At 72.1% G+C, this 24164-nt stretch carries 19 protein-coding genes and 3 pseudogenes; 12 read left to right on the top strand and 10 right to left on the bottom strand.

Annotated features, from left to right (window positions below; all coding sequences use genetic code 11):
• Nucleotides 1–82: 82 nt before the first annotated feature.
• Nucleotides 83–934 (bottom strand): (2Fe-2S)-binding protein, encoded by an 852-nt coding sequence (locus ACIBNA_RS17260; protein WP_399166030.1) that lies wholly within the window; start codon nucleotides 932–934, stop codon nucleotides 83–85.
• A gap of 165 nt (nucleotides 935–1099) precedes the next feature.
• Here ACIBNA_RS17260 and ACIBNA_RS17255 point away from each other — a divergent pair, with 165 nt between their 5' ends.
• A complete protein-coding gene (locus tag ACIBNA_RS17255; protein ID WP_399166029.1) occupies nucleotides 1100–1930 on the top strand; it encodes a GntR family transcriptional regulator in 831 nt (276 codons plus the stop codon).
• Between the two features lie 262 nt (nucleotides 1931–2192).
• Here ACIBNA_RS17255 and ACIBNA_RS17250 read toward each other — a convergent pair whose 3' ends face one another.
• The 4 genes from ACIBNA_RS17250 to ACIBNA_RS17235 form a co-directional block, all read right to left on the bottom strand.
• The gene (locus tag ACIBNA_RS17250; protein WP_399166028.1) at nucleotides 2193–2966 is read right to left on the bottom strand and encodes a hypothetical protein; all 774 of its coding nucleotides are present in this window, start codon (nucleotides 2964–2966) and stop codon (nucleotides 2193–2195) included.
• A 165-nt stretch (nucleotides 2967–3131) separates the two neighbouring features.
• Entirely contained in the window at nucleotides 3132–3383 is a 252-nt protein-coding gene (locus tag ACIBNA_RS17245; RefSeq protein ID WP_399166065.1) for an acyl carrier protein, read from the bottom strand.
• 3097 nt (nucleotides 3384–6480) lie between these two features.
• A complete protein-coding gene (locus ACIBNA_RS17240) occupies nucleotides 6481–7524 on the bottom strand; it encodes a trypsin-like peptidase domain-containing protein (RefSeq protein WP_399166027.1) in 1044 nt (347 codons plus the stop codon).
• 110 nt (nucleotides 7525–7634) lie between these two features.
• Nucleotides 7635–9308: a PucR family transcriptional regulator gene (locus ACIBNA_RS17235; RefSeq protein ID WP_399166026.1), complete on the bottom strand. Its 1674-nt coding sequence runs from the start codon at nucleotides 9306–9308 to the stop codon at nucleotides 7635–7637.
• Between the two features lie 377 nt (nucleotides 9309–9685).
• On the opposite strand from ACIBNA_RS17235, the gene ACIBNA_RS17230 reads away from it, so the two are divergent.
• The 5 genes from ACIBNA_RS17230 to ACIBNA_RS17210 all read left to right on the top strand — a co-directional run bounded on the left by ACIBNA_RS17230 (nucleotide 9686) and on the right by ACIBNA_RS17210 (nucleotide 16341).
• The gene (locus ACIBNA_RS17230; protein ID WP_399166025.1) at nucleotides 9686–10576 is read left to right on the top strand and encodes an FAD binding domain-containing protein; all 891 of its coding nucleotides are present in this window, start codon (nucleotides 9686–9688) and stop codon (nucleotides 10574–10576) included.
• A complete protein-coding gene (locus ACIBNA_RS17225) occupies nucleotides 10576–11184 on the top strand; it encodes a (2Fe-2S)-binding protein (protein WP_399166024.1) in 609 nt (202 codons plus the stop codon). Before ACIBNA_RS17230 ends, ACIBNA_RS17225 begins: the two co-directional genes overlap by 1 nt.
• A gap of 2 nt (nucleotides 11185–11186) precedes the next feature.
• Entirely contained in the window at nucleotides 11187–13583 is a 2397-nt protein-coding gene (locus ACIBNA_RS17220) for a xanthine dehydrogenase family protein molybdopterin-binding subunit (RefSeq protein ID WP_399166023.1), read from the top strand.
• Nucleotides 13584–13694: 111 nt separating this feature from the next.
• Complete coding sequence (locus ACIBNA_RS17215) at nucleotides 13695–15152, top strand: NCS2 family permease (protein WP_399166022.1); 1458 nt, start codon at nucleotides 13695–13697, stop codon at nucleotides 15150–15152.
• 37 nt (nucleotides 15153–15189) lie between these two features.
• Nucleotides 15190–16341 carry an XdhC family protein gene (locus tag ACIBNA_RS17210; protein ID WP_399166021.1) on the top strand — a complete coding sequence of 384 codons (1152 nt, stop codon included), beginning with the start codon at nucleotides 15190–15192 and terminating at the stop codon, nucleotides 16339–16341.
• An 11-nt stretch (nucleotides 16342–16352) separates the two neighbouring features.
• On the opposite strand, the gene ACIBNA_RS17205 is transcribed toward ACIBNA_RS17210, so the two are convergent.
• The 4 genes from ACIBNA_RS17205 to ACIBNA_RS17190 all read right to left on the bottom strand — a co-directional run bounded on the left by ACIBNA_RS17205 (nucleotide 16353) and on the right by ACIBNA_RS17190 (nucleotide 19370).
• Nucleotides 16353–17369: a methyltransferase gene (locus ACIBNA_RS17205; protein ID WP_399166064.1), complete on the bottom strand. Its 1017-nt coding sequence runs from the start codon at nucleotides 17367–17369 to the stop codon at nucleotides 16353–16355.
• Nucleotides 17370–17430: 61 nt separating this feature from the next.
• A complete protein-coding gene (locus tag ACIBNA_RS17200) occupies nucleotides 17431–18237 on the bottom strand; it encodes a helix-turn-helix domain-containing protein (protein WP_399166020.1) in 807 nt (268 codons plus the stop codon).
• A gap of 74 nt (nucleotides 18238–18311) precedes the next feature.
• A complete protein-coding gene (locus ACIBNA_RS17195) occupies nucleotides 18312–18752 on the bottom strand; it encodes an SRPBCC family protein (RefSeq protein WP_399166019.1) in 441 nt (146 codons plus the stop codon).
• 18 nt (nucleotides 18753–18770) lie between these two features.
• The gene (locus ACIBNA_RS17190) at nucleotides 18771–19370 is read right to left on the bottom strand and encodes a TetR/AcrR family transcriptional regulator (protein ID WP_399166018.1); all 600 of its coding nucleotides are present in this window, start codon (nucleotides 19368–19370) and stop codon (nucleotides 18771–18773) included.
• 96 nt (nucleotides 19371–19466) lie between these two features.
• Here ACIBNA_RS17190 and ACIBNA_RS17185 point away from each other — a divergent pair, with 96 nt between their 5' ends.
• Together ACIBNA_RS17185 and ACIBNA_RS17180 are read left to right on the top strand one after the other, a co-directional pair.
• Nucleotides 19467–20417 carry a beta-ketoacyl-ACP synthase III gene (locus ACIBNA_RS17185; protein ID WP_399166017.1) on the top strand — a complete coding sequence of 317 codons (951 nt, stop codon included), beginning with the start codon at nucleotides 19467–19469 and terminating at the stop codon, nucleotides 20415–20417.
• Between the two features lie 11 nt (nucleotides 20418–20428).
• Nucleotides 20429–21097, top strand: a complete 669-nt coding sequence (locus ACIBNA_RS17180; protein ID WP_399166016.1) for a lysophospholipid acyltransferase family protein — start codon at nucleotides 20429–20431, stop codon at nucleotides 21095–21097.
• Nucleotides 21098–21326: 229 nt separating this feature from the next.
• On the opposite strand, the pseudogene ACIBNA_RS17175 reads toward ACIBNA_RS17180, so the two are convergent.
• Nucleotides 21327–21845 (bottom strand): annotated as a pseudogene (locus ACIBNA_RS17175) (polysaccharide deacetylase family protein).
• Nucleotides 21846–21981: 136 nt separating this feature from the next.
• On the opposite strand from ACIBNA_RS17175, the pseudogene ACIBNA_RS17170 reads away from it, so the two are divergent.
• The 4 genes and pseudogenes from ACIBNA_RS17170 to ACIBNA_RS17155 form a co-directional block, all read left to right on the top strand.
• Nucleotides 21982–22173, top strand: a pseudogene (locus ACIBNA_RS17170) (carbamoyltransferase); the annotation flags it as partial.
• A gap of 35 nt (nucleotides 22174–22208) precedes the next feature.
• On the top strand, nucleotides 22209–23210 hold the full coding sequence (locus tag ACIBNA_RS17165; RefSeq protein ID WP_399166015.1) for a glycosyltransferase family 2 protein: 1002 nt from the start codon (nucleotides 22209–22211) through the stop codon (nucleotides 23208–23210).
• Nucleotides 23207–23842 carry a D-glycero-alpha-D-manno-heptose-1,7-bisphosphate 7-phosphatase gene (locus tag ACIBNA_RS17160; RefSeq protein WP_399166014.1) on the top strand — a complete coding sequence of 212 codons (636 nt, stop codon included), beginning with the start codon at nucleotides 23207–23209 and terminating at the stop codon, nucleotides 23840–23842. Before ACIBNA_RS17165 ends, ACIBNA_RS17160 begins: the two co-directional genes overlap by 4 nt.
• Nucleotides 23839–23982: pseudogene (locus ACIBNA_RS17155) on the top strand (glycosyltransferase family 9 protein); the annotation flags it as partial. The gene ACIBNA_RS17160 and the pseudogene ACIBNA_RS17155, both read left to right, overlap by 4 nt.
• Nucleotides 23983–24164: the final 182 nt, after the last annotated feature.

Below are 24164 nucleotides of genomic sequence, written 5' to 3'. Positions count from 1 at the left end.
GCTGCGCGCGTGTGGGTGGCCGATTCCGTGATGATCTTACGAGGTGATGGGGGCTGCTCGGCCTGTGTCTGCCCGTGGTGACTCAACCGGCCGTGGCCAGCAGCTTGGTGACCCGGTCGGCGTCGCAGGTGCGCGGGCAGGTGGCGCAGGTGTCTTCGGGGCGCAGGGTGTAGAACATGCAGCAGCTCGCGCGGTCCCGGGTGCGCAGCGGCTCGCCGCCGGGGCCGGTCAGCTGGCGGAAGGCCGCCGTGCCCACGTACGGCTTGGTCGCGCCCGGCAGGAGCAGCTCCAGCTCGCGCATCGCGCGCCGTTCCTCGATCTCGCCGAGCAGCTGGGCGACGTACCAGAGTCCCTCGACGATCTCGTCCGTCGCCATGCCCCACAGGGCCCGGCCGCGGCGCCGCATCCTGGGTCCGAAACCGGCCAGGACCGGCTCCATGTGCTCGGCGACCGCCGACCGCACCTCGGCCCGCAGCGCCTCCTCGTCCGGGACGACCCGGGCGCCGGGCAGCGCGGCGGCCTCGTCGCCGGGCAGGCAGGCGAAGCCGGCCGGGCGGACGGCGAGGTGGCCGACGGGGTGGCCGGGGGCGGTGCGGTCGTACGAGACGTGCGTCACGGGGTAGCGGGGCACGCGGTGGTGCAGGAACCAGGGGACGGTGATCAGGAGGCAGGCGGACCAGGCGTATCGGTGCAGGCCGAAGCTGGCGATCACGTCGGGGCGTGCCTGCCGGTCGTAGTCCCTGCGGATCTGGGCGTCGTCCCAGGACAGGAAGGCGTCGAGGCCGGGGCCGGCTTCCGCGAGCGCGGCGGCGGTGGTCCAGTTGCCGCCCTGGGGAGCCTCGTCCTCGGCGGTCAGTTCGGTGATGGCCAGCCCCGGGAGGACCTCGGCCAGACGGGCGTACGCGCCGGAGAGGGCCGAAGGGGGCAGGGGCATGTGATCACCGGTCCGCGTCTGTTGAACGGGTCGCTTGAAGGTAAGCCTTACCTTACCCAAGATCGCTGGGATTTGAACTGACGGCCGGTGCGCTTATGGTGCTTGACGGACGAGTAACAACCCGCCGTAATGACCCCAAGTACCGATACGTCCGGAGGAGGAGCCGTGAAGCAGGGCGCGCAGGGCTCTTCCTCCGAGGTGGGGGTGCCGAGTGCCGAGGTTCCGGGTGGGCAGGTCAGGGTGCCGCAGCAGCCTGGAGTGGCGGATGCGGGTCGGATGAGGCATGGGGCTGGTGGGGCCTGCGAGGTGGTCCGGGGGGAGCACACACACAGTGAGCCCGCCCTGCCGTCCCCTCCGCGAGGCCGGCCCGTCGTGCAGCGGTCGTCGGTGCGCGGGCAGATCGTGGACGCGCTGCGGGCCGCGCTGGTGGCCGGGGACCTACGGCCCGGGGAGGTGTACTCGGCGCCGGTGCTGGCCGAGCGGTTCGGGGTCTCCGCGACGCCGGTACGGGAAGCCATGCAGCAGCTGGCCATCGAGGGTGCCGTCGAGGTCGTGCCGAACCGCGGGTTCCGGGTGGTCGAGCGGGGCGTGCGGGAGTTGGCGGAGCTGGCCGAGGTGCGGGCGCTGATCGAGGTGCCGGTGATGCTGCGGCTGGCCCGGACCGTGCCGGCGGAGCGCTGGGCCGAGCTGCGTCCCCTCGCCGAGGCGACGGTCCGCGCGGCGTCCTCCGGCTGCCGCGCGACCTACGCGGAGTCCGACCGGGGGTTCCACCGGGCCGTGCTGTCCCTCTCCGGGAACGAGCAGCTCGTCCAGGTCGCGGAGGACCTGCACCGGCGGGCGCAGTGGCCGCTGGTGGGGAGCGGCCCGGGGATGCGAGGCCGGGCTGATCTGGTGGCGGACGCACATGAACACACGGCGTTGCTGGACGCGTTGATCGCCCGGGACCTGGACGTGGTGCGGGCGCTGGTGGGGGAGCACTTCGCGGGCGCGGGCTGAGCGGGGTCTGGTGCGTGCCTCTGCAAGGCGGAGGAGGGCGTCGACGCGATGGGGGTCCCCCCTTGCTCGAGCGAAGTCGAGAGCTTGGGGGAGTCGGCAACCGACGACAACGCCGCAGAGGTGCGTGCCAGACCCCGCGTCTGCGGCGTGATCCAAACGACAGGCCCTAAGGGCGGCACGGGTGGGCGCAGCGGCACCTCGTCGCGCCGAGCTGCACACCCACCCGGGCCCCAGCCTCAACGCCGGGCACCGTTCAGCGCCGTCAAGCCGTCGCCGCCCCCGCCGCCGGAGGCGACGGCGCCAACTGCCGCGCCAACCACGTCGGCACACCCCCGAGCAACCGGAACAACCGCCGAGCCTCCTCCCGCAGCCGGGCCGCCTCCGGCTCGGTCTCCGTGTCGGCGAGGGACACCAGCGCCGGCGCCGTACCGACGAGATAGCCCAGTTCCTCACGGATCCGCAGCGACTCCGTGAAACCGTGCCGCGCCTCCGCCAACTCCCCGTCCCGCAAGGCGAGTCCGGCCAGATGACGCCACGTGAAGGACAGCAGCAACGGGTCGGACTGCGCCGTCGCCCCCGCGTGCGCACGGCGGTACGCGGCACGCGCCGCCTGCGGGGAACGCGCCAGGTTCTCCGCGAGCAACCCGCGACGGAAGTCCAGCAGGGCCCGCTGCGCAGCCCCCGGAGGGATCAGCGCCGCGGCCCGCCCCAGCGCCGCCCGCGCCTCGTCGGCCCGGTCGCGCACCGCGAGCACCGTCGCGGCGTAGGCCAAGTACCCGCGTTCACAAGCGGCCGCGCCCCGCTCGTCGTCGCTGTGGGCCAGCGCCTCGGCGGTGCGCAGGGCGTCCTCGGCCTCCTCCCAGCCCTGCTCCGTGTACAGACACCGTTCCACCAGCAGCGACGCGCGTTGCAGCGCCGCCGCGGGGGTGTCCGGTAGCAGCAGGGCGGCCGCGTCGGCCCAGCACGCGCGTGAGCGCAGCCGCCATACCGCGGTCTGGAGGGGATCGTCACCGGCAGTCGTTCCGTTACCAGACATGGCGGTATGCGCCACGTTGCCCTCCCCGAGCACGCCATCGAGCTGTTGAGTGGTGGCGGCATCTCAGCACGAATCGGAGGGCCGGGCCAAGGGGGTGGGTGAAGGATTTCACAAAGTCGTGGGACCGGTGGCCTGATCGGTTGCTCCGGACGGCGCGGCGTGCTCTCAGGACCGCGCTTGCCGCGCGATGTAGTCGACGGCGTCGCGCACGGTCTGCAACTGGCTGACATCGTCGTCGGGAATCCGTACGTCGAAGCGCTCCTCGGCCGCGACGACCACCTCGATGAGCGACAGGGAGTCGATCTCCAGATCGCCGGTGAACGAGGCCCCCATGTGGATGTCGTCGATCGGTACCCCCGAGATCTCGTTGACGATGTCGGCCAGAGCGTCGAGGATCTCCCGCCGCCTGTCGGGCACGCTGTCGCCGACGTGCTCGGCCCGCTCGCCCACCCGTGCCGCCACGTTGATGAGGCGCTGGTCCGGGTGGTTGAGCAGCGACTGGATGATGAACCAGAAGGAGTCGGGATCCAGCCAGTGCAGTTCGTCGAGTGCCTCGTCGACCATCCTGCTGTCCCTCGACTCATGCCAGACGACCAGGGGCGCCAGTACCTGTGCGGGCTGCGTGGGTCCGCCGCGCAGCACCAGGCACAGTGCCTCCAGCAGATCGGCCAGCGGTCGCTGGGGCAGCTTCACGGGAGACTGGTACACCTCCAGCTCCTCGACGAGCCGGTCCACCGGAAGTCCTTCGAGGCGGGCGACCAGGGCGCCGATGCCGCCGCCGCGCTGGTGCCGCCTCTCCTCGCTGAGCCAGAGCCACAGCGCGAGCTGCTCCGGGTGGACGAGGCCGCTCGCCTCCGAGTCCGTGATGTCCAGGCCAGCGGAAGCGGCCACGTCGCGGCAGAACGACACCCAGGTCCTCAAGTCCGCCCGGGAGTCGGGCACTTGCTGGAGCGCTGCGAAGACCCGGTACGCGGCCTGCCACAGATCGCCGATCTTCCGGGCGTCCGTCCAGCCGGAAGCCTCGACCTCGCGGCGGATGAGGTGGGGTTGCGGTCCGGGCTCCTCCACCAGTCGCCGCCACACGCTTTCGGCTGGGGAGGGCAGCTCCCGGTACCGGTTCTGGTTGCCCTTGAGCAGCCTCCTGAACGGGGTACTCCGTTCCTGCACGGGCTCCAGGCGCGGCGTGACGAGGTGCCGCAGGGGGTCGAGCACTGCCGTGGGGGTCGCCGTCCGGAGTTGTTCGTCCAGCGCCCTGTACAGCCGCACGAGAAAGCGCCGGTCCTCCTCCAGCTCGGCCAGCCGCTTGTCGTGCTGTGCCTCGACCGCCGTGCGGTACTCGTCCGCGAGCGGTCCACGCGCGGCGGTGAACGCCTCTCGGCACCTGGCCAGCCACGGAAGCTCCGTGTAGGCGACAGCGCGGTTGGTCTCCAGGACGCGCAGTACCTCCTGGGGCAGTCGCTCATCGGGGCCGTGTGCCGTCAGCCAGTCGACGCGCCGGCTCAGCTCCTTCTCGTCGCCGGGGGCGACGATGAGCAGCCGTGCCGCCATCGTCGCGGCTTCCCGCGCGGGGTTGGCCAGAAGCAGCCGTACCTCCTCGGGCACTGCTGCGGCGGGCAGTCGCAGCAGTGCCTCCCGGGCCGCCTTCCGCACACCCTGGTTGCCGTCCCACAGCAGGCCGTTGAGGAGCTCCAGGCCCTGAGGGTCACCGTCCGCGGTGACGCGGTAGGACTGCTCGGCGACGATGCGGCGCACGAAGTCCACCTGGTGCCCGGCCAGTTCGCGCAGGAAGGCCCAGAAGGACGGGCCGTGGCCACGGTCGAGCTGGAACGCCAGCAGAGTCGCGATGCCCCGCCACTTCCAGCTGCGGTCGAGCATCGCGCGGACCACGTCGATGTGGACCAGCTCCGCGGGTCTGAGGTCCTCCAGCCGCAGCACGAGGAACTCCAGCGCACCGCGCAGGGAGGGGAACCCGTCCTCCTGGTCCATCAGCGCGAGCGCGTCGGAGACGATGAGGGAGCGGGACTTCACCGACCAGCCCTGGTCGACGTACAGGCTGAGTGCGAGCACGTACTCGGCGAAGCGGTCGTAGATGAAGACGACGTTACGTACGCCCAGCTCGTCGTCGACGCTCTCCTCGAGAATGATCTCCTCGTCGATGACCCGGCTGTAGAGCGAGTCGCTGCTGTCCAGTTCGCTCAGGGCACAGCGCAGCCGGGCTGCCACCGCGCTGCGGGGCACCGTCGTGCTGCGCGCCTCCCGCATGAGGCGGGCGACCTCCAGCACGAGGTCGGCGACCGCGCTGCGGCCCTTGAGCGATGTGGTGTCGGCCACCTGCTCGACCTTGCGCTCCCAGAACAGCTTGAACAGCCTGAAGAGACGGAAGTCCTCGACGACGCCGATGTCCTGGCCCCGATAGGCCTCGCACAGGATGCGCAGCACCAGCGCGTGCCTGCACCGCTCGGCGGCCTCGCCGCGCAACTCGCCCCGGATGCCGAAGGCGGCGAAGTAGTCGGTGGCGATCCGCGGGAAGGCGTCGACGGGGAACAGCGGCACGTCCTCCACGCGGGTGGACGACGGCCGGATGCCGGCCAGGGCCAGGGACCGCTGGCGGACGTAGCTGGACCAGAAGGACGTGCGGTAGAACTGCCAGAAGTCGGTACGGCAGGTGATCACGACCTTGACGCCGGAGCTCTCCGCCTGCCGCAGCAGCTCGTGCAGGGCCGCCTTCATGTCGTCGGGCTTGGCGGGGGACTCGTTGATGGCGTCGAGCAGCAGCAGGGGTTGCGGGCCCCGCGCACTGACCTCGCCCAGGTCCGCGAAGCAGCCGGGCCAGTCGGTGCCGTAGCCGAGGCGGACGGCGATCAGTTTCAGCAGGCCGTACGGCTCCGAGACCGGGACGCGGGCCGACATCAGCAGGACGACCGCGTCGTCGGCGGTCCGCTCGGCCAGTGCACAGAGCAGGCTGGTCTTGCCCCGTCCCGGCTTGGAGACCACCAGCAGGCACACACTGTCGTCGGCGAGGAACTCCTCCACGCGGGCCTCTAGTTCCTCGTGTCGGAAGTACAGCTCCGGCAGGTACTTGGAGCCGACCTCGGCGATCTCCTTCAGGGTGTTGTCGCGGGCGCGGGCACGCAGGGTGGCGAACGGGGTGCCCGGCGCCACGAGTCCGGCCATCCCGTCGGGCCCGAGCCGCCGGATCTCGTCGGCGAGGCCGTTCAACTGCTCCTTGCGGTCCACCCCGACCACGGTGACCCGCGCCAGCTCGGCGACGAAGCCGGCCATGACCTCGGGGCCCCTCGGCGCGAGTGCCCCGACCAGCGAGGTGAAGAAGCTGACGGCGCTGCCGCCGTGCACGTCCAGTTGCTGTGCGAGCTCTCCGTACCCCACGTTGTCCAGGAGGAACTCCCGCTGCCCCGGCTGGGTCATACCCGGCAGGGACGCGAGGCTCTGGACCAGTCTGCCGCGCAGGCTCCCCGGGTGTGGGTCGTGCATGGCTGTGTCCTCCGGTGAGTGATCAGCTGAGGCGGGAACGCGGGCCGGACGGGAGCCGGTCGAGGATCTGGCCGGTGCGGAAGCCCTCGTTGCGGTAGCAGTGGCTGCCGGTGGCCGGTTCCTCCAGGTGGCCTCCGGCGTGGTGGACCGCGCAGACCTGCCAGTCGTCGGTCAGTACCGGCGCGCCGGAGGAGCCGGGGAGCGTGGCCGTGACGTACTGGATCACGGTGTCGTCGACGTACTCGACGAAGTTGCTCTGCATCGCGATCTGCTTGGGCTGCCCGCCCGGGTGCTGGATGATGTTCACCCGCTCACCGACCAGGGGCGGTGAGTCGACGAGGCGCAGCCGGCCCCAGCGCTCGCCGGGCGAGCCGGCCAGCTCCACGAGCGCGAAATCCAGGCTCCGGTCGGCGAGGAAGAACCCCCCACTGGCCCGTACGGTCTCGACGGGCCGCGGCCGGCCCGCCGGATCGTCCTCGTAGTTGAAGAGGAAGCGGGCGTCCGCGAGCACTTCCTCGCTCGGCAGTACGTGCTCGTTGGTCAGCAGCAGATCGTCCGCCACCAGGAAGCCTGTGCCGGTCCATCCCGACATCCCCTGGCGGACCTCGATGTGGCACACGGACCGGGCGGCGGCCAGGGCCTGCTCGAGGAAGTGGACCGGCCGGAGCGTGTTGCTCGTGATGATCTTCTCTTCGACGCTCCGGGCGGAGTCGGGCCCTCTCCACGAGGCGACTGCGGGAGCCGGAGAGACCGGCACCATCATGCGGTGCCTCAGCAACAGGTCCGCGATGAAGTCCTGTTGTTCCTTGCCGGTGAGGGTGGCGACCAGATTGAGGAAAAGGCCCAGCGCCTCGTGGTCGCGGGAGAAGCGGCCGTAGGCCGAGAGATGGGTGACGATGCGGCTGGCCGCCACGAGCGGCGGACCGGTGATGTCGATATGGGGAACCAGCTGCCCGAGCCCGGCGAGCGTGAGCATCTCCGCCCGGCCGGACTCGGAGGACAGCACGGGCACGGTCGCCAGGAGCGTGACGATCCGTCGGCGTTCCTCCACCGTGAGTTCGACCATCTGCCCTCCCCCGAGACCCCGGCCCGCGCCGGGAATACCCCATGGTGCCAGCAGACGCACCGTCAGGCGCCGGCAATGCGCGTACTCGCGCTGGTGGGACCGGGTCCGGGTCAGCTCATCCGCAGTGCCAGGAAGAAGTCGAGCTTGTCCTCCAGGCGCGACAGATCGCGGCTCGTCAACTGCTCGATGCGGCCCACCCGGTAGCGCAGTGTGTTGACGTGGAGGTGGAGCCGGGTGGCGCAGCGGGTCCAGGAGCCGTCGCAGTCCAGGAAGGCCTCCAGAGTGGGGATCAGCTCGGCGCGGTGGCGGCGGTCGTAGTCGCGGAGGGGGTCCAGGAGGCGGGCCGTGAAGGCGCGGCGGACGTCGTCCGGGACGAAGGGCAGCAGCAGGACGTGGGAGGCCAGTTCCTGGTGGCCCGCCGCGCAGACCCGGCCCGGGCGGGCCGCCGCCACCCGGCGGGCGTGGCGGGCCTCCTCCAGTGCGCCGCGCAGGCCCTCCGCCGAGTGCACGGCCGCGCTGACGCCGAGTGTGAGGCGGCCGTCGTCGTTCAGGCCGGCCGTCAGGGGGTCCCGTACGGACTCCAGGAGTGCGTCCGCGAGGACGCCGGTCTCGGAGCCGTCGTGCTCCGTCGCGACGGCGGGGAGCGGGACGAGGGCGATGGCCTCGTCGCCCGTGTGGGCCACGGCGATGCGGTCGGAGGGCTCCGGGCCCGCCGACAGGGGGTCGACGAGGATCTCCTCCAGCAGGGCCTGGGCGACCGGGCCGCCCTCGACCTCGCCGCCGTCCCAGTCGACGCGGGCCACGACCACCTGCCAGTGCGGCGCGGCGCCGAGGCCCGGCAGCAGGACCGGGGCGGCCACCCGGAGGCGGGCGGCGATCTCGGCGGGAGCCGCGCCCGCCTGGACCAGTTCCAGGACCTCCTGGGCGAGGCGGCGGCGGACCGTGCGGGCGGCGTCCCGGCGGTCCCGCTCGACCGCGATCAGCTGGGTGACGCCGTAGAGGAGGTCGAGGCGCTCCTCCGCCCAGTCCCCGGCGTCCGCCTCGACCGCCAGCAGCCAGTCGGACAGGACGCTCTCGCGGGCGTCCCGGGAGGTCTGCGGGGAGCGGCCCGTCGAGCGGATCGGGAAGAGGGAGTAGGTGGTGCCGTCCAGGAAGAGGCGGTGCGGGGCGCGGCGGCCCGTGCGGGTGGCGGTCAGGTGTTCCGCCGCCAGCCGGGCGCAGGCCTCGGCGGGGAGGGCGGGGCCCTGCGTCTTCGGGCCCGCGATCGGGCGGCCGGTGGGGGAGAGCACCCAGGCGCGCAGGTCCAGGTCCGAGCCCAGCAGGTCCAGGACCACGTCCGGGCCGCCGCCCGCCGGGCCCGACGTCATCATCCGGCGGTGGCGGTCGACCACGGCCGCGAGGTCTCCGGCGCGCTCGCCCGAGACCTGCCGTACGACGTGTTCGGTGATCGTCGCGAACGCCACCGACTCGTGCACCGCGAAGAGCGGGAGGCGGTGGCGGGCGCAGGCCGCGACCAGGTCGTCCGGTACGTCCCCGAGCTCGGCCTCGCCCGCGGCGAGGGCCGTGACCCCCTCCTGCACCAGGATCCGGACGAACGGCTCCGAGTCCGCGGCGTCCCGGCGCCAGGCCAGGCCCGTGAGCACCAGCTCGCCGCCCGAGAGGTAGCGGCTGGGGTCGCGCAGGTCGGTGGTCATCACACCGCGCACGGTGCGGTCCAGCTCGTCCTCGCCGCCGAGCAGCTTGAGGCCCAGCGCGTCGGTGTCCAGCAGTGCGCGCAGCCGCATTCTCGTCGCCGCCGTTCTTTGTCTCGAAATCTATGGTGGATCTTGGTGGGGTATGCGGTGAACGTCTGATCGGTGGGCTGCTGAGCGATGTTTGTCGCCCTCCGAGCGTGTCCCGGCTGTGTCCCAGGTCACGCGGCTGTGTCGCGCGTTTCCACAGGAAAACGAGGAGGTTTCTGATGGCCTCCGTTCATACGAATCTACAAGATGCCCGTCCTGGCCAGCCAACTCCTTCATGGTTTCCGTGACTGACCCCGCCCGAGCACCGCCCTGTGTACTGAGTCCACTACGCGTTAACAGCACATGAACGAGCCGGGACCGCCGCACACGGATTGGCTCAATCTGAACGCCCCACACGAAGACGAAGAAGAGAGCCGGTCATGGACTTCCTTCGCCCCGCCAGCTGGGAGGAGGCGCTCGCCGCGAAAGCCGAGCATCCCACCGCTGTGCCGATTGCGGGTGGCACCGACGTGATGGTCGAGATCAACTTCGACCACCGCCGGCCCGAGTACCTCATGGACCTGAACCGCATCGGCGACCTCTCCGAGTGGGAGGTCGGCGAGGAGAGCGTGCGGCTGGGTGCCTCCGTGCCGTACACGAAGATCATGGACAACCTGCGCGCCGAGCTGCCGGGGCTCGCCCTGGCCTCGCACACGGTCGCCTCCCCGCAGATCCGCAACCGCGGCGGCGTCGGCGGCAACCTCGGCACCGCCTCCCCGGCCGGCGACGCCCACCCCGCCCTGCTCGCCGCGGGCGCCGAGGTGGAGGTCGAGTCGGTGCGCGGCTCGCGTCGTATCCCGATCGACGAGTTCTACACGGGCGTCAAGCGCAACGCGCTGGCCCCCGACGAGCTGATCCGGGCCGTGCATGTGAAGAAGGCCGACGGGCCGCAGCAGTTCTCCAAGGTGGGGACCAGGAACGCGATGGTCATCGCCGTGTGCGCCTTCGGGCTCGCGCTGCACCCCAAGACGCGGACCGTGCGGACCGGCATCGGTTCGGCCGCTCCGACCCCCGTTCGGGCCAAGGCCGCCGAGGAGTTCCTGAACGCCGCTCTGGAGGAGGGCGGCTTCTGGGACAACGGGAAGATCATCACCCCGTCGGTCGCCAAGCAGTTCGCGGACCTGTGCTCCGCCGCCTGCAACCCGATCGACGACGTCCGGGGCACCGCGAGCTACCGCCGCCACGCGGTCGGCGTCATGGCCCGCCGCACGCTGACCTGGACCTGGGAGTCCTACCGCGGCACGCGCCGCACCACCGAGGGAGCTGCGTGATGCGCGTCAACTTCACGGTCAACGGCCGTCCGCAGGAAGCCGACGACGTGTGGGAGGGCGAGTCCCTGCTGTACGTGCTGAGGGAGCGGCTCGGCCTGCCGGGCTCGAAGAACGCCTGTGAGCAGGGCGAGTGCGGGTCGTGCACGGTCCGGCTGGACGGTGTGCCGGTGTGTTCGTGCCTGGTGGCGGCGGGTCAGGTGGAGGGCCGCGAGGTCGTCACCGTCGAGGGCCTCGCGGACTACGCCAAGCGGCGCGCCGAGGGCGGCTGCGCGAGTGGCGCCTGCGGTACGACGCTCCAGAACGCCCGGCTGGGGGTCCCCCCGGGCGAAGCCTGGGGGAGGGAGGCCAAGGGCACCGACTCGCAGACCGGCGAGGGCACCGAGCTCTCCCCGATCCAGCAGGCGTTCATCGACGCCGGCGCCGTCCAGTGCGGTTTCTGCACACCCGGTCTGCTGGTCGCCGCCGACGAGATGCTGGAGCGCAACCCGACCCCGACCGACGCGGACATCCGCGAGGCGCTGTCGGGCAACCTGTGCCGCTGCACCGGCTACGAGAAGATCATGGACGCGGTCCGCCTCGCGGCCGCCCGCCAGTCCGAGGGGGTCTGAGCATGTCGCCCAACGGCGCACCCACGAAAATCACGCAGGGCTCCCAGACCAAGGGCGGCATCGGCGAGTCCACGCTCCGCCCGGACGGCACCCTCAAGGTCACCGGCGAGTTCGCGTACTCGTCCGACATGTGGCACGAGGACATGCTGTGGGGGCAGATCCTCCGGTCGACCGTCGCGCACGCCGAGATCGTGTCCATCGACACGAGCGAGGCCCTGGCCACGCCGGGCGTCTACGCCGTGCTGACGTACGACGACCTGCCGACCGACGTGAAGAACTACGGGCTGGAGATCCAGGACACCCCGGTCCTCGCCCACGGCAAGGTCCGCCACCACGGCGAGCCGGTCGCGATCGTCGCCGCCGACCACCCGGAGACCGCGCGCCGCGCCGCCGCGAAGATCAGGGTCGACTACCGTGAACTGCCCGTCATCACCAACGAGGCGTCCGCGACCGCCCCCGACGCGATCCTCGTCCACGAGGACCGCGACGACCACCACGCCGGCCACGTCCCGCACCCCAACATCGTCCACCGCCAGCCGATCGTCCGTGGTGACGTGGAGAAGGCCCGCGAGCGGGCGGACGTCATCGTCGAGGGCGAGTACACCTTCGGCATGCAGGACCAGGCCTTCCTCGGCCCCGAGTCCGGCCTCGCGGTGCCGGAGGAGGACGGCGGCGTCCACCTCTACATCGCCACCCAGTGGCTGCACAGCGATCTGCGCCAGATCGCGCCCGTGCTCGGCCTGCCCGAGGACAAGGTGCGGATGACGCTGTCCGGCGTCGGCGGCGCGTTCGGCGGCCGCGAGGACCTGTCGATGCAGATCCACGCCTGCCTGCTGGCGCTGCGCACGGGCAAGCCGGTCAAGATCGTCTACAACCGGTTCGAGTCCTTCTTCGGGCATGTCCACCGCCACCCGGCGAAGCTCCACTACGAGCACGGGGCCACCAAGGACGGCAAGCTCACGCACATGAAGTGCCGGATCGTCCTGGACGGCGGCGCCTACGCCTCCGCCTCCCCGGCCGTCGTCGGCAACGCCTCCTCCCTGTCGGTCGGCCCGTACGTGGTCGACGACGTGGACATCGAGGCCATCGCCCTCTACACCAACAACCCGCCCTGCGGCGCCATGCGCGGCTTCGGCGCGGTCCAGGCGTGCTTCGCCTACGAGGCGCAGATGGACAAGCTGGCGAAGAGGCTCGGCATGGACCCGGTGGAGTTCCGGCAGCTCAACGCCATGGAGCAGGGCACGATCATGCCGACCGGGCAGCCGGTCGACTCGCCGGCCCCGGTCGCCGAACTCCTGCGCCGTGTCAAGGCGATGCCGATGCCGCCGGAGCGCCAGTGGGAGTCCAGCGAGGGCGCCGACGTGCGGCAACTGCCGGGCGGCCTGTCCAACACCACGCACGGCGAAGGCGTCGTACGCGGTGTCGGCTACGCGGTCGGCATCAAGAACGTGGGCTTCTCCGAGGGGTTCGACGACTACTCGACCGCGAAGGTCCGGATGGAGGTCGTGGGCGGCGAGCCCGTCGTCACCGTCCACACGGCCATGGCCGAGGTCGGCCAGGGCGGTGTCACGGTCCACGCGCAGATCGCCCGCACCGAGCTGGGCGTCACGCAGGTGACCATCAACCCGGCCGACACCCAGGTGGGCAGCGCCGGTTCGACATCGGCCTCCCGGCAGACGTACGTCACCGGCGGCGCCGTGAAGAACGCCTGTGAGCTGGTCCGCGAGAAGGTGCTGGAGATCGGCCGCCGCAAGTTCGGCTCCTACCACCCGGCCTGGGCCACGGCCGAACTGCTCCTGGAAGGGGGCAAGGTCGTCACCGACGGCGGCGAGGTCCTGGCCGACCTGGTCGACGTCCTGGAGGGCGAGGCCGTCGAGGTCGAGGAGGAGTGGCGGCACCGGCCGACCGAGCCCTTCGACCTGCGCACCGGCCAGGGCAACGGGCACGTGCAGTACTCCTTCGCCGCGCACCGCGCCGTCGTCGAGGTCGACACCGAGCTCGGCCTGGTGAAGGTCATCGAGCTGGCCTGTGCCCAGGACGTCGGCAAGGCGCTCAACCCGCTGTCCGTGCTCGGCCAGATCCAGGGCGGCACCACGCAGGGCCTGGGCGTGGCGGTCATGGAGGAGATCATCGTCGACCCCAAGACGGCGATGGTGAAGAACCCCTCCTTCACGGACTACCTGATCCCGACCATCCTCGACACGCCGACCATCCCGGTCGACGTCCTCGAACTCGCCGACGAGCACGCCCCGTACGGGCTGCGCGGCGTCGGCGAGGCGCCCACCCTGTCGTCGACCCCGGCGGTCCTCGCGGCCATCCGGAACGCGACCGGGCTCGAGCTGAACCGGACTCCGGTACGGCCCGAGCACCTGACGGGTACGTCACTCTCCGAGGCCTGAGCAGGAGAGTTCCGTCCGGGGGACCGCGTCCCCCGGACCCCCTTCGTTCGTCTCGGGCCGTCCCCCGGGTCGTGCATCCCAACCCCCTATGAAACTTGGGAGTAGGCCCACATGACCCAGCAGTCAGTAGAGCCGAGGACCACAGCCGAAGACGCGGGCGAAGGCACCCGCGTCCCGGCCGGACGGTCCTGGCTCGACCGGTACTTCCACATATCCCACAGAGGGTCCACGGTCGCGCGCGAAGTGCGCGGCGGCGTCACCACCTTCATGGCGATGGCGTACATCCTCCTGCTCAACCCCCTGATCCTGTCCGGCAAGGACGCGGCGGGGAACACCCTCGCGCAGCAGGGCCTGATCACCGCGACCGCGTTCGCGGCGGCCCTCACCACCCTGCTGATGGGTCTCGTCGGCAAGGTGCCGCTCGCCCTCGCCGCCGGTCTCTCCGTCTCCGGAGTCCTCGCCTCCCAGGTCGCGCCCGAGATGACCTGGCCGCAGGCGATGGGCATGTGCGTGATGTACGGCGTGGTCATCATGCTGCTGGTCGTCACCGGCCTGCGCGAGATGATCATGAACGCGATCCCGCTCGCGCTCAAGCACGGCATCACCATGGGCATCGGCCTGTTCATCGCCCTCATCGGCTTCTACAAGTCCGGCTTCGTGCACCAGGGCGAGGCCACCCCCCTCGCGCTCGGCCCGGCGGGCGAACTGGCCGGCTGGCCGGTGCTGCTCTTCGCCGGCACCCTGCTGCTGATCTTCATGCTCCAGGCCCGGAACATCCCGGGCGCCATCCTCATCGGCATCGTCAGCGGCACGGTCGTCGCCGCGATCCTGAACGCCGCGGGCGTCATCGACCCCAAGCAGTGGGCGGCCGGCGCGCCCGAGCTGCACGGAAGCGCGGTGTCCATGCCCGACTTCTCGCTCTTCGGGGACGTGGAGTTCGGCGGCTGGGGCGAGGTCGGCGCGATGACCGTCGGCATGATCGTCTTCACGCTGGTGCTGGCCGGGTTCTTCGACGCGATGGCGACCATCATCGGCGTCGGCACCGAGGCCAAGCTCGCCGACGACAAGGGCCGGATGCCGGGCCTGTCCAAGGCGCTGTTCATCGACGGCGCCGGCGGCGCGATCGGCGGTGTGTCCGGCGGCTCCGGCCAGACGGTGTTCATCGAGTCGGCCACGGGCGTCGGCGAGGGCGCGCGCACCGGCCTGGCCTCCGTGGTCACGGGTCTGTTCTTCGCGGCCTGTCTGTTCTTCACGCCGCTCACGGCGATCGTGCCGCAGGAGGTCGCGTCCGCCGCCCTCGTCGTCATCGGCGCGATGATGCTGATGAACGCCCGGCACGTGGACTGGGCCGACCGGGCCACCGCCGTCCCGGTGTTCCTGACGGTCGTCCTGATGCCGTTCACGTACACCATCACCACCGGTGTCGCCGCGGGCGTCATCTCCTACGTCGCCATCAAGACCGCCCAGGGCAAGGTGCGCGAGATCGGCGCCTTCATGTGGATCCTGACGGCGGTGTTCCTCGTCTACTTCGCCCTCAACCCGATCGAGAGCTGGCTGGGCGTCCACTGACGCCCCGCCCGCCGCAACCCCAAGGAGACCGAGACAGATGCTGGACATCGCCGAGGAGTTGAACCGGTGGGTCGAGCAGGGCCGTGACTTCGCCGTGGCCACCGTGGTGGCCGTCGGCGGCAGCGCGCCCCGCCTGCCCGGCGCCGCGCTCGCGGTGGACGCCGAGGGCACGGCGATCGGCTCGGTCTCCGGCGGCTGCGTGGAGGGCGCGGTCTACGACCTGTGCGAACAGGCGCTGCGGGACGGCGAGACCGTCCTGGAGCGCTTCGGCTACAGCGACGACGACGCCTTCGCCGTGGGCCTGACCTGCGGCGGCGTCATCGACATCCTGGTCACCCCGGTCCGGGCCGGCGATCCGGTCCGCCCGGTGGTCGCGGCCGCGCTCACCGCCGCCGTGTCCGGGGAGGCGGCGGCGGTGGCGCGGGTCGTGTCGGGCCCGCGCGAACTGACGGGCCGGGCCCTGCTGGTCCGCCCCGACGGCTCCTGCGACGGCGGCTTCGGCGCCCATCCGGAACTGGACCGCACGGTCGCCGCCGAGGCGGGGGCTCTCCTGGACGCCGGCCGCACCGGCACCCTGGAGATCGGAGAGCAGGGCTCACGCTGCGGAGCACCGCTCACGCTCCTGGTCGAGTCATCCGTCCCCCCGCCCCGGATGATCGTCTTCGGTGCGATCGACTTCGCCTCGGCCCTGGTCCGCGTCGGCAAGTTCCTCGGCTACCACGTCACGGTGTGCGACGCGCGCCCCGTCTTCGCGACCCGGGCGCGCTTCCCGGAGGCCGACGAGATCGCCGTCGGCTGGCCCCACCGCTACCTGGAGCGCACGGACGTCGACGCCCGCACGGTCCTGTGCGTGCTGACCCACGACGCCAAGTTCGACGTGCCCCTGCTGAAGCTGGCGCTGCGCCTGCCGGTGGCGTACGTCGGTGCCATGGGCTCCCGGCGCACCCACCTGGACCGCAACGCGCGCCTGCGCGAAGTGGGCGTCAGCGAGCTGGAGTTGAGCCGGCTGCACTCCCCGATCGGCCTGGACCTCGGGGCGCGCACGCCCGAGGAGACGGCCCTGTCGATCGCCTCGGAGATCGTCGCGGCCAAGCGCGGCGGCAGCGGGGTCTCGCTGACCGGGGCCCATACGCCGATCCACCACGAGCCGGAGTCGAAGGCGGTGGGGCGGATCGGGTCGGTGGCCTGACCCACGGCCGGTCAGCGGGCCACGGACTCCAGAAGGGAGAACGGCTCCGCCTCCGGGAGCGGGGTGACGGAGGTGAGGGACAGGCCGGCGGCCTCGCACAGCTCCTCGAAGTCCTCGCGGGTACGCTCCCTGCCGCCCACGTTCACCAGCATGTTGAGGTCGCTGAGATACGTGCTCCCGTCACCGTCGGCCCCGACGACCTCGGGCAGCACCGGTTCCAGGATCAGGACCCGTCCGCCGGGCGGCAGCGCCGCGCGGCAGTGGCGCAGGATCGTGACCGCCCGGTCGTCCGGCCAGTCGTGCAGGATGCTCTTCATCAGGTACAGGTCCGAGCCCTCGGGCACCGACCGGAAGAAGTCCCCGGCGACCAGGGAGCAGCGTTCCGTGAGCCCGTGCCGCCGCAGGTTCTCCGGCGCCTGGGCGAGCCCTTCGCTCGTGTCGTAGACGACACCGGTGAGGCCGGGGAACGCGGCGAGTACGCCGGCCAGGAGCGTGCCGTCTCCGCCGCCGACGTCCGTGACCGTGCCGAACCGGCCGAAGTCGAAGGCGTGCGGCAGGGCGGCGGCGGTCTCCGCGGTGGCCTGGCTCATCGCCGCGTTGAACTCGGCGGACAGCTCGGGCTGCAGGGCGAGGTGGCTGAAGAAGTCCGTGCCGAAGACGGTGTCGAACGCGACGTCGCCGGTGCGGACGCTGTCGTCCAGGTACTCCCAGGCGCGGATGATCGCCGGCTCGGTGAACATCCGCACGAAGGAGGTGAGCGAGTCGGGGCGGCCCGGGTCGAGGAGTAAACCCGCGGGGGCCACCGCGAAGGTGCCGAAGCTGTGTTCCCTCAGCAGGCCGAGACCGGCCAGGGCGCGCAGCAGCCGGGTCATGGGCTGGGGCTCGGCTCCGGCGTCGGCGGCCACGTCGGCTGCCGGGCGGGTCGTGTCGCCGATCAGCTCGACGATCCTCAGCCGGACGGCCGCGCGCACGGTCTGCGCGGCCATGCCGCCGAAGACGAGCCGCACGAGCAGGTCACGGTCGGTCATGTCCGGTGCCAGGGCATGGGTGTTCGCCACAGGTCTTCCCCTCCTACGTTGTTTCGTCCGGTCAGCCGGCGGAGTTCGCCCTGCCGGCCAGGGCGGTGGGCGTGCAGCCCGCGAACGCCAGTACGTCGCGATGGAGATGGGGCTGGTCGACGTAGCCGCAAGCAAGTGCGACGTCGGCGGCGTTCGCGCCCGCGGTGAGTGCGCGGGCGGCGTGGTCGAAGCGGACCAGCATGGCGGCGCGCTTCGGGGTGAGACCGATCTGCTCGCTGAACCGGGACCACAGCCGCTTGCGGCTCCAGCCGCAGGCGTCGGCCAGTTCGCCGACCCGTACCCGGCCCCGACGGGCCACGATGGTGTCCCAGACGGCGGCGACCTCGGGCGTCATCGCCGGTGCCCGCGCGGCCCGTTCGGCGAGGAACCGGTCCACGAGCGTGAGGCGCTGCTCCCAGGTCGACGCCTCGGCCAGCCGCTCCCGCAGGCGCGACTCGGCCCGCCCCCAGAGGTCTTCGAGCCCCCTGACCGATCCGTCCAGCTCGCGCGGGGAGACACCCAGCAGGGCATAGGCGGCCCGGGGCGACAGACGCATCTCGACGCACTCCACACCCTCGGCGCGGATCCGGGCCGGGCCGGGCGACAGCGCGGCGGCGAAGCTCGACAGGTCCTGGTGCCCGTGGGCACCTTCCACCGAGAACGGGCTCTCCCCGAGCCCGATCACGACGACCACCGCCGGCCGCGGCAGCACCCGCATGTCCAGCCCGGCTGCGTCCCGCTCACGGAACCCGGCCATCCGGACGCCGTCGAGCGACATGCCGTCGCGCGGCAGGACGACGTCCCAGCCGGGCTCGCTCTCCGCTTCGTCACTGCGCATGCCTCTACGGTCGCCGACTTCTCCGCTCCTGTCTTGGACGAAAGTTCCCCTCCCAGGCGCCGCAGAGAAGACGCCTATGGACGTCTGAGCAAACGGTTCAGCGCACGGCCGAACACGTATCGCGCCGAGGGCCGCAGTACGCCGTCGAAGAGCGACGGCAGCAGCCTGATCCGGATCTCCTCCCGCCAGACCACACGCGTACGACCCCCGGGCCCCGGCCGCACTTCCAGCTCCGCCCAGCCCAGCACCACCCGGCCCCGCTTCTCCAGACGGCACATCCCCGGCGCCCCGTCCTGAGGCGGCTGCCACACCGTGACCTCCATCGGGTCGTCGAAGGACAGCGGCCCGACACCCGACCGGATCACGACGACGGTCCCCGGGCCGGTGGGCGCGGGCGGGACCACCGAGACGCGCGTCAACGGCACGACCTCACCGTGCCGTTGCCACTGAGTGATCCGCCGCCACGCCTCGTCGAGGGGAAGCGGGGCCGTACGTTCGAGCAGGATGTTCACCACGGCACGATCGTAGGGCGGTCAGGAGCCCAGGAGTCGGTGCACGGCGCGGCGGGCGCGGGCGGCGGCGGACGGGTCGTGCCGGAGCTGCAGGAAATGGTTGAGGGCCAGCATGACGCCGACGAGTTCGTAGACCAGCTGGTCGACGTCCGTGTCCGCCGACAGCTCTCCGGCCCCGACCGCACGCTGGACGTGCAGACGCAGGTCGCGCTGCCACAGGGCGCTCATGCCCGCGACGGCGTCCCGCACGGGGCCGGTGCGCCCGTCGAACTCCGCCGCCGCGGCGGTGAAGAAGCAACCGCCGGGCAGCACGTCCCGCTCCAGGTACGACACCCACGCCTCGCACACGGCACGCAGGTGCGCCAGTCCGGGCGGCACCTCCCGCACCCGCTGCGGGACTTCCCGGGCGAACAGCTCCGCCGCCGCGTCGACGACGGCGAGCTGGAGGATCTCCTTCGTGCCGAAGTGACCGAGGACGCCGGCCTTGCTCATGCCCAGATCGGTGGCGAGCCGGCCGATGGTCAGGCCCTCCAGCCCTTCCACCGAGGCGAGCTCCAAGCTGCGGTCGACGATGCGCTGCCGCGTCCGGCGCGTCTCCAGGACCGAGTTCCGAGGGCTCATGGGAGTCGATGATAGCCGTCCTCAGCCCCTTTAGCTTCCGATCGTTCGGTTGCTATATTCCGGCTCTGCCGTTCGGCTCGATCGAAGGAGAGCCCCTTGTCCGGGTCCCGCATCACCGCCCTGGGTCACCATCAGCCCGCTCGCGTGCTGACCAACACCGAACTGGAAGGCATGGTCGACACCAGCGATGCCTGGATCCGGCAGCGCACCGGCATCGCGGCCCGCCGGATCGCCGGCGCGCAGGAGTCCGTCACGGATCTGGCCTCCAAGGCGGCGGCCAAGGCGCTGGCCGCCTCCGGACGGGAGCCGGCCGAGATCGGGCTGGTCACCGTGGCGACCTGCACGGCCGTCGACCGCTGCCCGTCCATCGCCGCACAGGTCGCCGCCCGCCTCGGTATCCCCGCCGCTGTCTGCTACGACCTCAACAACGGCTGCGCCGGCTTCTGCACCGCGCTCGCCTGCGCGGACCACTCGGTGCGTGCGGGGGCCGCCCGGCACGCGCTCGCCATCGGCGCCGAGAAGATGTCGGACGTCACCGACTTGACCGACCGCTCGACCTGCGTGCTGCTCGGCGACGGCGCGGGTGCCGCCGTGATCAGCGCCACCGGGCAGGACGGCGCCGGGATCGGCCCCGTCGTCTGGGGGTCCGACCCCACGCGCGGGCATGCCGTGCGGCTGGTGGACGCCTGGCAGCCGCGATTCGCGCAGGAGGGGCAGGCGGTCTACCGCTGGGCCACCGGCGAACTGCCCGCCGCGGCCCGGGAAGCCTGCGACCGCGCAGGGATCAAGCCCGCCGACCTGGCCGGTGTCGTCACCCACCAAGCGAACCTGCGCATCGTCGAGTCCCTGGTGCGGCAACTCGGCCTGTGCGAGGACGCGGCGATCGCCCGCGACGTCGTCGACTCCGGCAACACCTCCGCGGCCTCGGTGCCGCTCGCCCTGTCCAAGCTGGTCGAAGGCGGCGAACTTCCCACCGGTGCACCGGTGTTGCTGTTCGCCTTCGGCGGCGGCCTGTCCTGGGCCGGCCAGGTCGTCACCTGCCCCTGAGAGGACGAGCGATGCTCTACCGCTGCACCCGGCTGCTGCTCGCCCCGCTGATCCGGCTGGTCTACCGGCCCGTCGTCCGCGGCCGCGGCAACGTCCCGCGCCACGGGCCGGTCATCCTCGCCAGCAACCACCTGTCCTTCATCGACAGCATCGTCATCGCCCTGCTGGCCCCGCGCCCGGTCCACTTCCTCGCCAAGGACGCCTACTTCACCGGCCGGGGCCTCAAGGGCGCGCTGGTGCGCTGCTTCTTCACCGCCTTCGGCTGCATCCCCGTCGACCGTGCCGGGCACCGCAGCGCCCAGGCGTCTCTGGAAGCGGCCGAACGCGTCCTGGCCGACGGCCGCGCCTTCGGCATCTACCCCGAGGGCACCCGCTCGCTCGACGGCCGCCTCTACCGCGGGCGCACCGGTGTCGCCTGGCTCGCCCTGACGACCGGCGCGCCCGTCGTACCGGTGGCGCTGACCGGCACCGACCGGCTCCAGCCCGTCGGCCGCCGCCTGCCCCGGTACCACCGCATCACCGTCGAGTTCGGCATCCCCCTGCACTGCCCCGCCCCCGCCCGGGACAGCCGCCCCGCCGAGGCCCGCCGAGCCGCCACGGACGAGATCATCCGGGCGATCGGCGACCTCTCGGGACAGGAACGCGCCCACGTGTACGCGCCGCCGCCGACCCGTACGTAGCCACTCGGGGCACCGGGATCGGCGCCGTCACGGATTCGCCCGGGCGACCGATCCCGTCTCCAGGGCCATCCACGCCCTCCCGTCACCGGAAGGGTGTGTTCGGTGAGGTCGCCGGGCGGGGTGAGGTGGGCGCCGCGTCAGCCACAGGGCGCCGCCGGGTCCTGCCTTCGACGCCCTCACGCCCTCCCCGCGCGCGACGGCGGCCGCGACGCCCTTTCCCGGCGGCGGGTCACCGGTACACCTTCCCCGGCTCGGCCTTCCCCGGTGCCAGCAACTGCGGCACCGTAACGAACACATACCCCCGTTTCTAGTCCTTCGCCGTCACACTCCACAGCACCTCGGCGAGGCCCGGCTCGCGGCAGATCTCGTGGACGATGTCGTCGGTGCGGCCCTGCGGCGGGCGCATCAGGGTCGGGCGCCGGCCGGTGAGGCGTTCTATCTCCTGGTTGGGGCGTTCCAGCTCCTCGCGTATCTCCTCGGGTCTCAGGCGGGTCAGGATCTTGTGGTCCCACGTGTGGCTGGCCACCTCGTGGCCCTCGTCCGCCATCCGCCGCACCAGCTCCGGGTACTTCTCGATGTGCCGCTTGCCCAGGAGGAAGAAGCTCGGCCCCGCGTCGAAGGTGAGCGCGATGCATTTCACCTCACGGCAGTCGACGGTGCCGAAACGGGCTGCCTGGAGGTCCGCCGCCTGTGCGCGGACGGCGCTGGGAGCCGTGGTGTCGGGCCCTGAGCAGCTGCTAAGGGTCAAGAAGGCATGCCGGGACTATGCACAGTGTGTGTAGTCCGGACCCGCTGCGCAGCGAGTTGTCTCCAAGTGTTTGAGACGGCCACACCACGGCACCCGCGAGAAGCCGGAGTACGCCACACAGCTCGGGACGGAGGACATGCGCTTCCTTGGTATCAACGCCCTCTTCCACGACCCGGCCGCAGCCCTCGACGTCGACGGCAGGACGGTGAGGGCCACCGAGGAGGAGTGCTTCAGCCGGCGCAAGCACGGCAAGCGTCCGCTGCCGTTCTCCGCGGGGGAGCTGCCCGAGTCGTCCGCTCGCTGGTGCCTGGAGCGGGCGGGCATACGCCGGGGGCGGGCGTCCGACGCAGAAAGGGCAGCAGCATGACCTCGTACGCCGTCGTCATCCCCACCCTCGTACGGGACACCCTCGCCGACTGTCTCGCCGCGCTCGCCGCCGCGACCGGGCCGCGCCCCGAGGAGATCGTCCTCGTCGACGACCGGCCCGACCCCGAACCCGGAAAGCTGGAGCACCCGTTGAGCGTCCTCGGCGACCTGCGGGAACGCACCACCGTGCTCACCGGCGGCGGGCGCGGGCCCGCCGCAGCCCGCAACACCGGGCTGCGGGCCGTGACCGCGCCGTGGACCGTGTTCCTCGACGACGACGTCCAGATCGGGCCGCACTGGTGCGACCAACTGGCCGAGGACCTCGCCGAGGCGTCCCCCGACATCGCGGGTGTCCAGGGCGTCATCGCCGTCCCGCTGCCCGGCGAACGCCGCCCCACCGACTGGGAACGCGGCACCGCGGGACTCGCCCGCGCCCACTGGATCACCGCCGACATGGCCTACCGCACCGAGGCGCTCAAGCAGGTCGGTGGCTTCGACGAACGCTTCCGGCGCGCCTTCCGCGAGGACGCCGACCTCGCGCTGCGCGTCCTCGACTCGGGCTGGCGCATCCGGCAGGGCCGCCGGACCACCCGCCACCCCGTGCACCCCGCCTCCCGCTGGGTGTCCGTGCGCCAGCAGCGCGGCAACGCCGACGACGCCCTCATGCGGCAGCTGCACGGACCCGACTGGTGGGACAAGGCGGTCGCGCCGCGCGGCCGGATCCGCAAGCACGCGGCGATCACCACCGCGGGCGTCGCCGCGTGCGCCCTCGCCGCCACTGGACACGGCCGGGCCGCCGCGGCCTGCGCGCTCGGCTGGGCGGCCGGCACGGCGGAGTTCGCCCGGGCCCGCATCGCGCCCGGCCCGCGCACCCCCGACGAGGTGACGACGATGATGGCGACCAGCGTGCTCATCCCGCCCGCCGCTACCTGGCACCGGCTGACCGGCGCCGTGCGCCACCGCCATGCCCGCGCCTGGCAGGAGGAGGTGGCCCAGTGAACCCCACGAGTCCCGTGAGCCCGACGACCCCGGCGAACCCGGTGAAGGCCGTGCTGTTCGACCGCGACGGCACACTCGTCGAGGACGTCCCCTACAACGCCGACCCCGACTGCGTACGCCCCGTCGAGGGCGCCCGCGAGGCGCTCGCCCTGCTGCGCGAACGCGGCATCCGCACCGGCGTCGTCACCAATCAGTCCGGTGTCGCGCGCGGAGTGCTCACCGACGCCGACGTCCGCCGCGTCAACCACCGTGTCGACGAACTCCTCGGCCCCTTCGAGGTGTTCGCCGTATGCCCGCACGGCCCCGACGACGGCTGCCACTGCCGCAAACCCCAGCCCGGCATGGTGCTGTGGGCGGCCGGGCGGATCTGCACCAGCCCCGCCGACCTCGTCGTCATCGGCGACATCGGCGCCGACGTGGAGGCCGCCCGCCGCGCCGGCGCCCACGGCATCCTCGTCCCCACCGAGCAGACCCGCCCCGAGGAGACCGCGGCCGCGGACCACGTCGCCCCGGACCTGCTGACCGCCGTCCGCGCCGTACTGGACGGACCGCCGAGGGGCCGCGTCCTCGCCGACGAACGTCCGATCCAGGAGGCCTACACGTCCGGTCCGGGGTCGGGGAGGGACCTGTGAAGGCACTCGTCGCCCATCTCGACAGCGTCGGCGACGTCCTGCTCGCCGGACCCGCGATCCGCGCGGTCGCCGCCCGCGCCGACACCGTCACCCTGCTGTGCGGACCGCGCGCCGCGCCCGCCGCCTGGCCGCTGCCGGGCCGAGGGCGCCGAACCGGCATCGCCACCCGACGATGACGACCCGTACGCCCTGGCCGCCCGGGGCCGCGCCGCCCACGGCGCAGTCGCCGTCGGCGGCTCGGCGACTGCGCCGACGTACAGGAAGCCGCCGTCCCGCCCTGCCTCGACAGCCCTCATGGAACGGGCGGCGGGAGGAGCACGAT

The organism is Streptomyces sp. NPDC050164, assembly GCF_044459945.1.
In the GTDB taxonomy this organism is placed as follows: domain Bacteria; phylum Actinomycetota; class Actinomycetes; order Streptomycetales; family Streptomycetaceae; genus Streptomyces; species Streptomyces coeruleorubidus_A.
The sequence above is the reverse complement of the archived record's forward strand: the minus strand, read 5'-3'. Positions and strand labels throughout refer to the sequence as shown.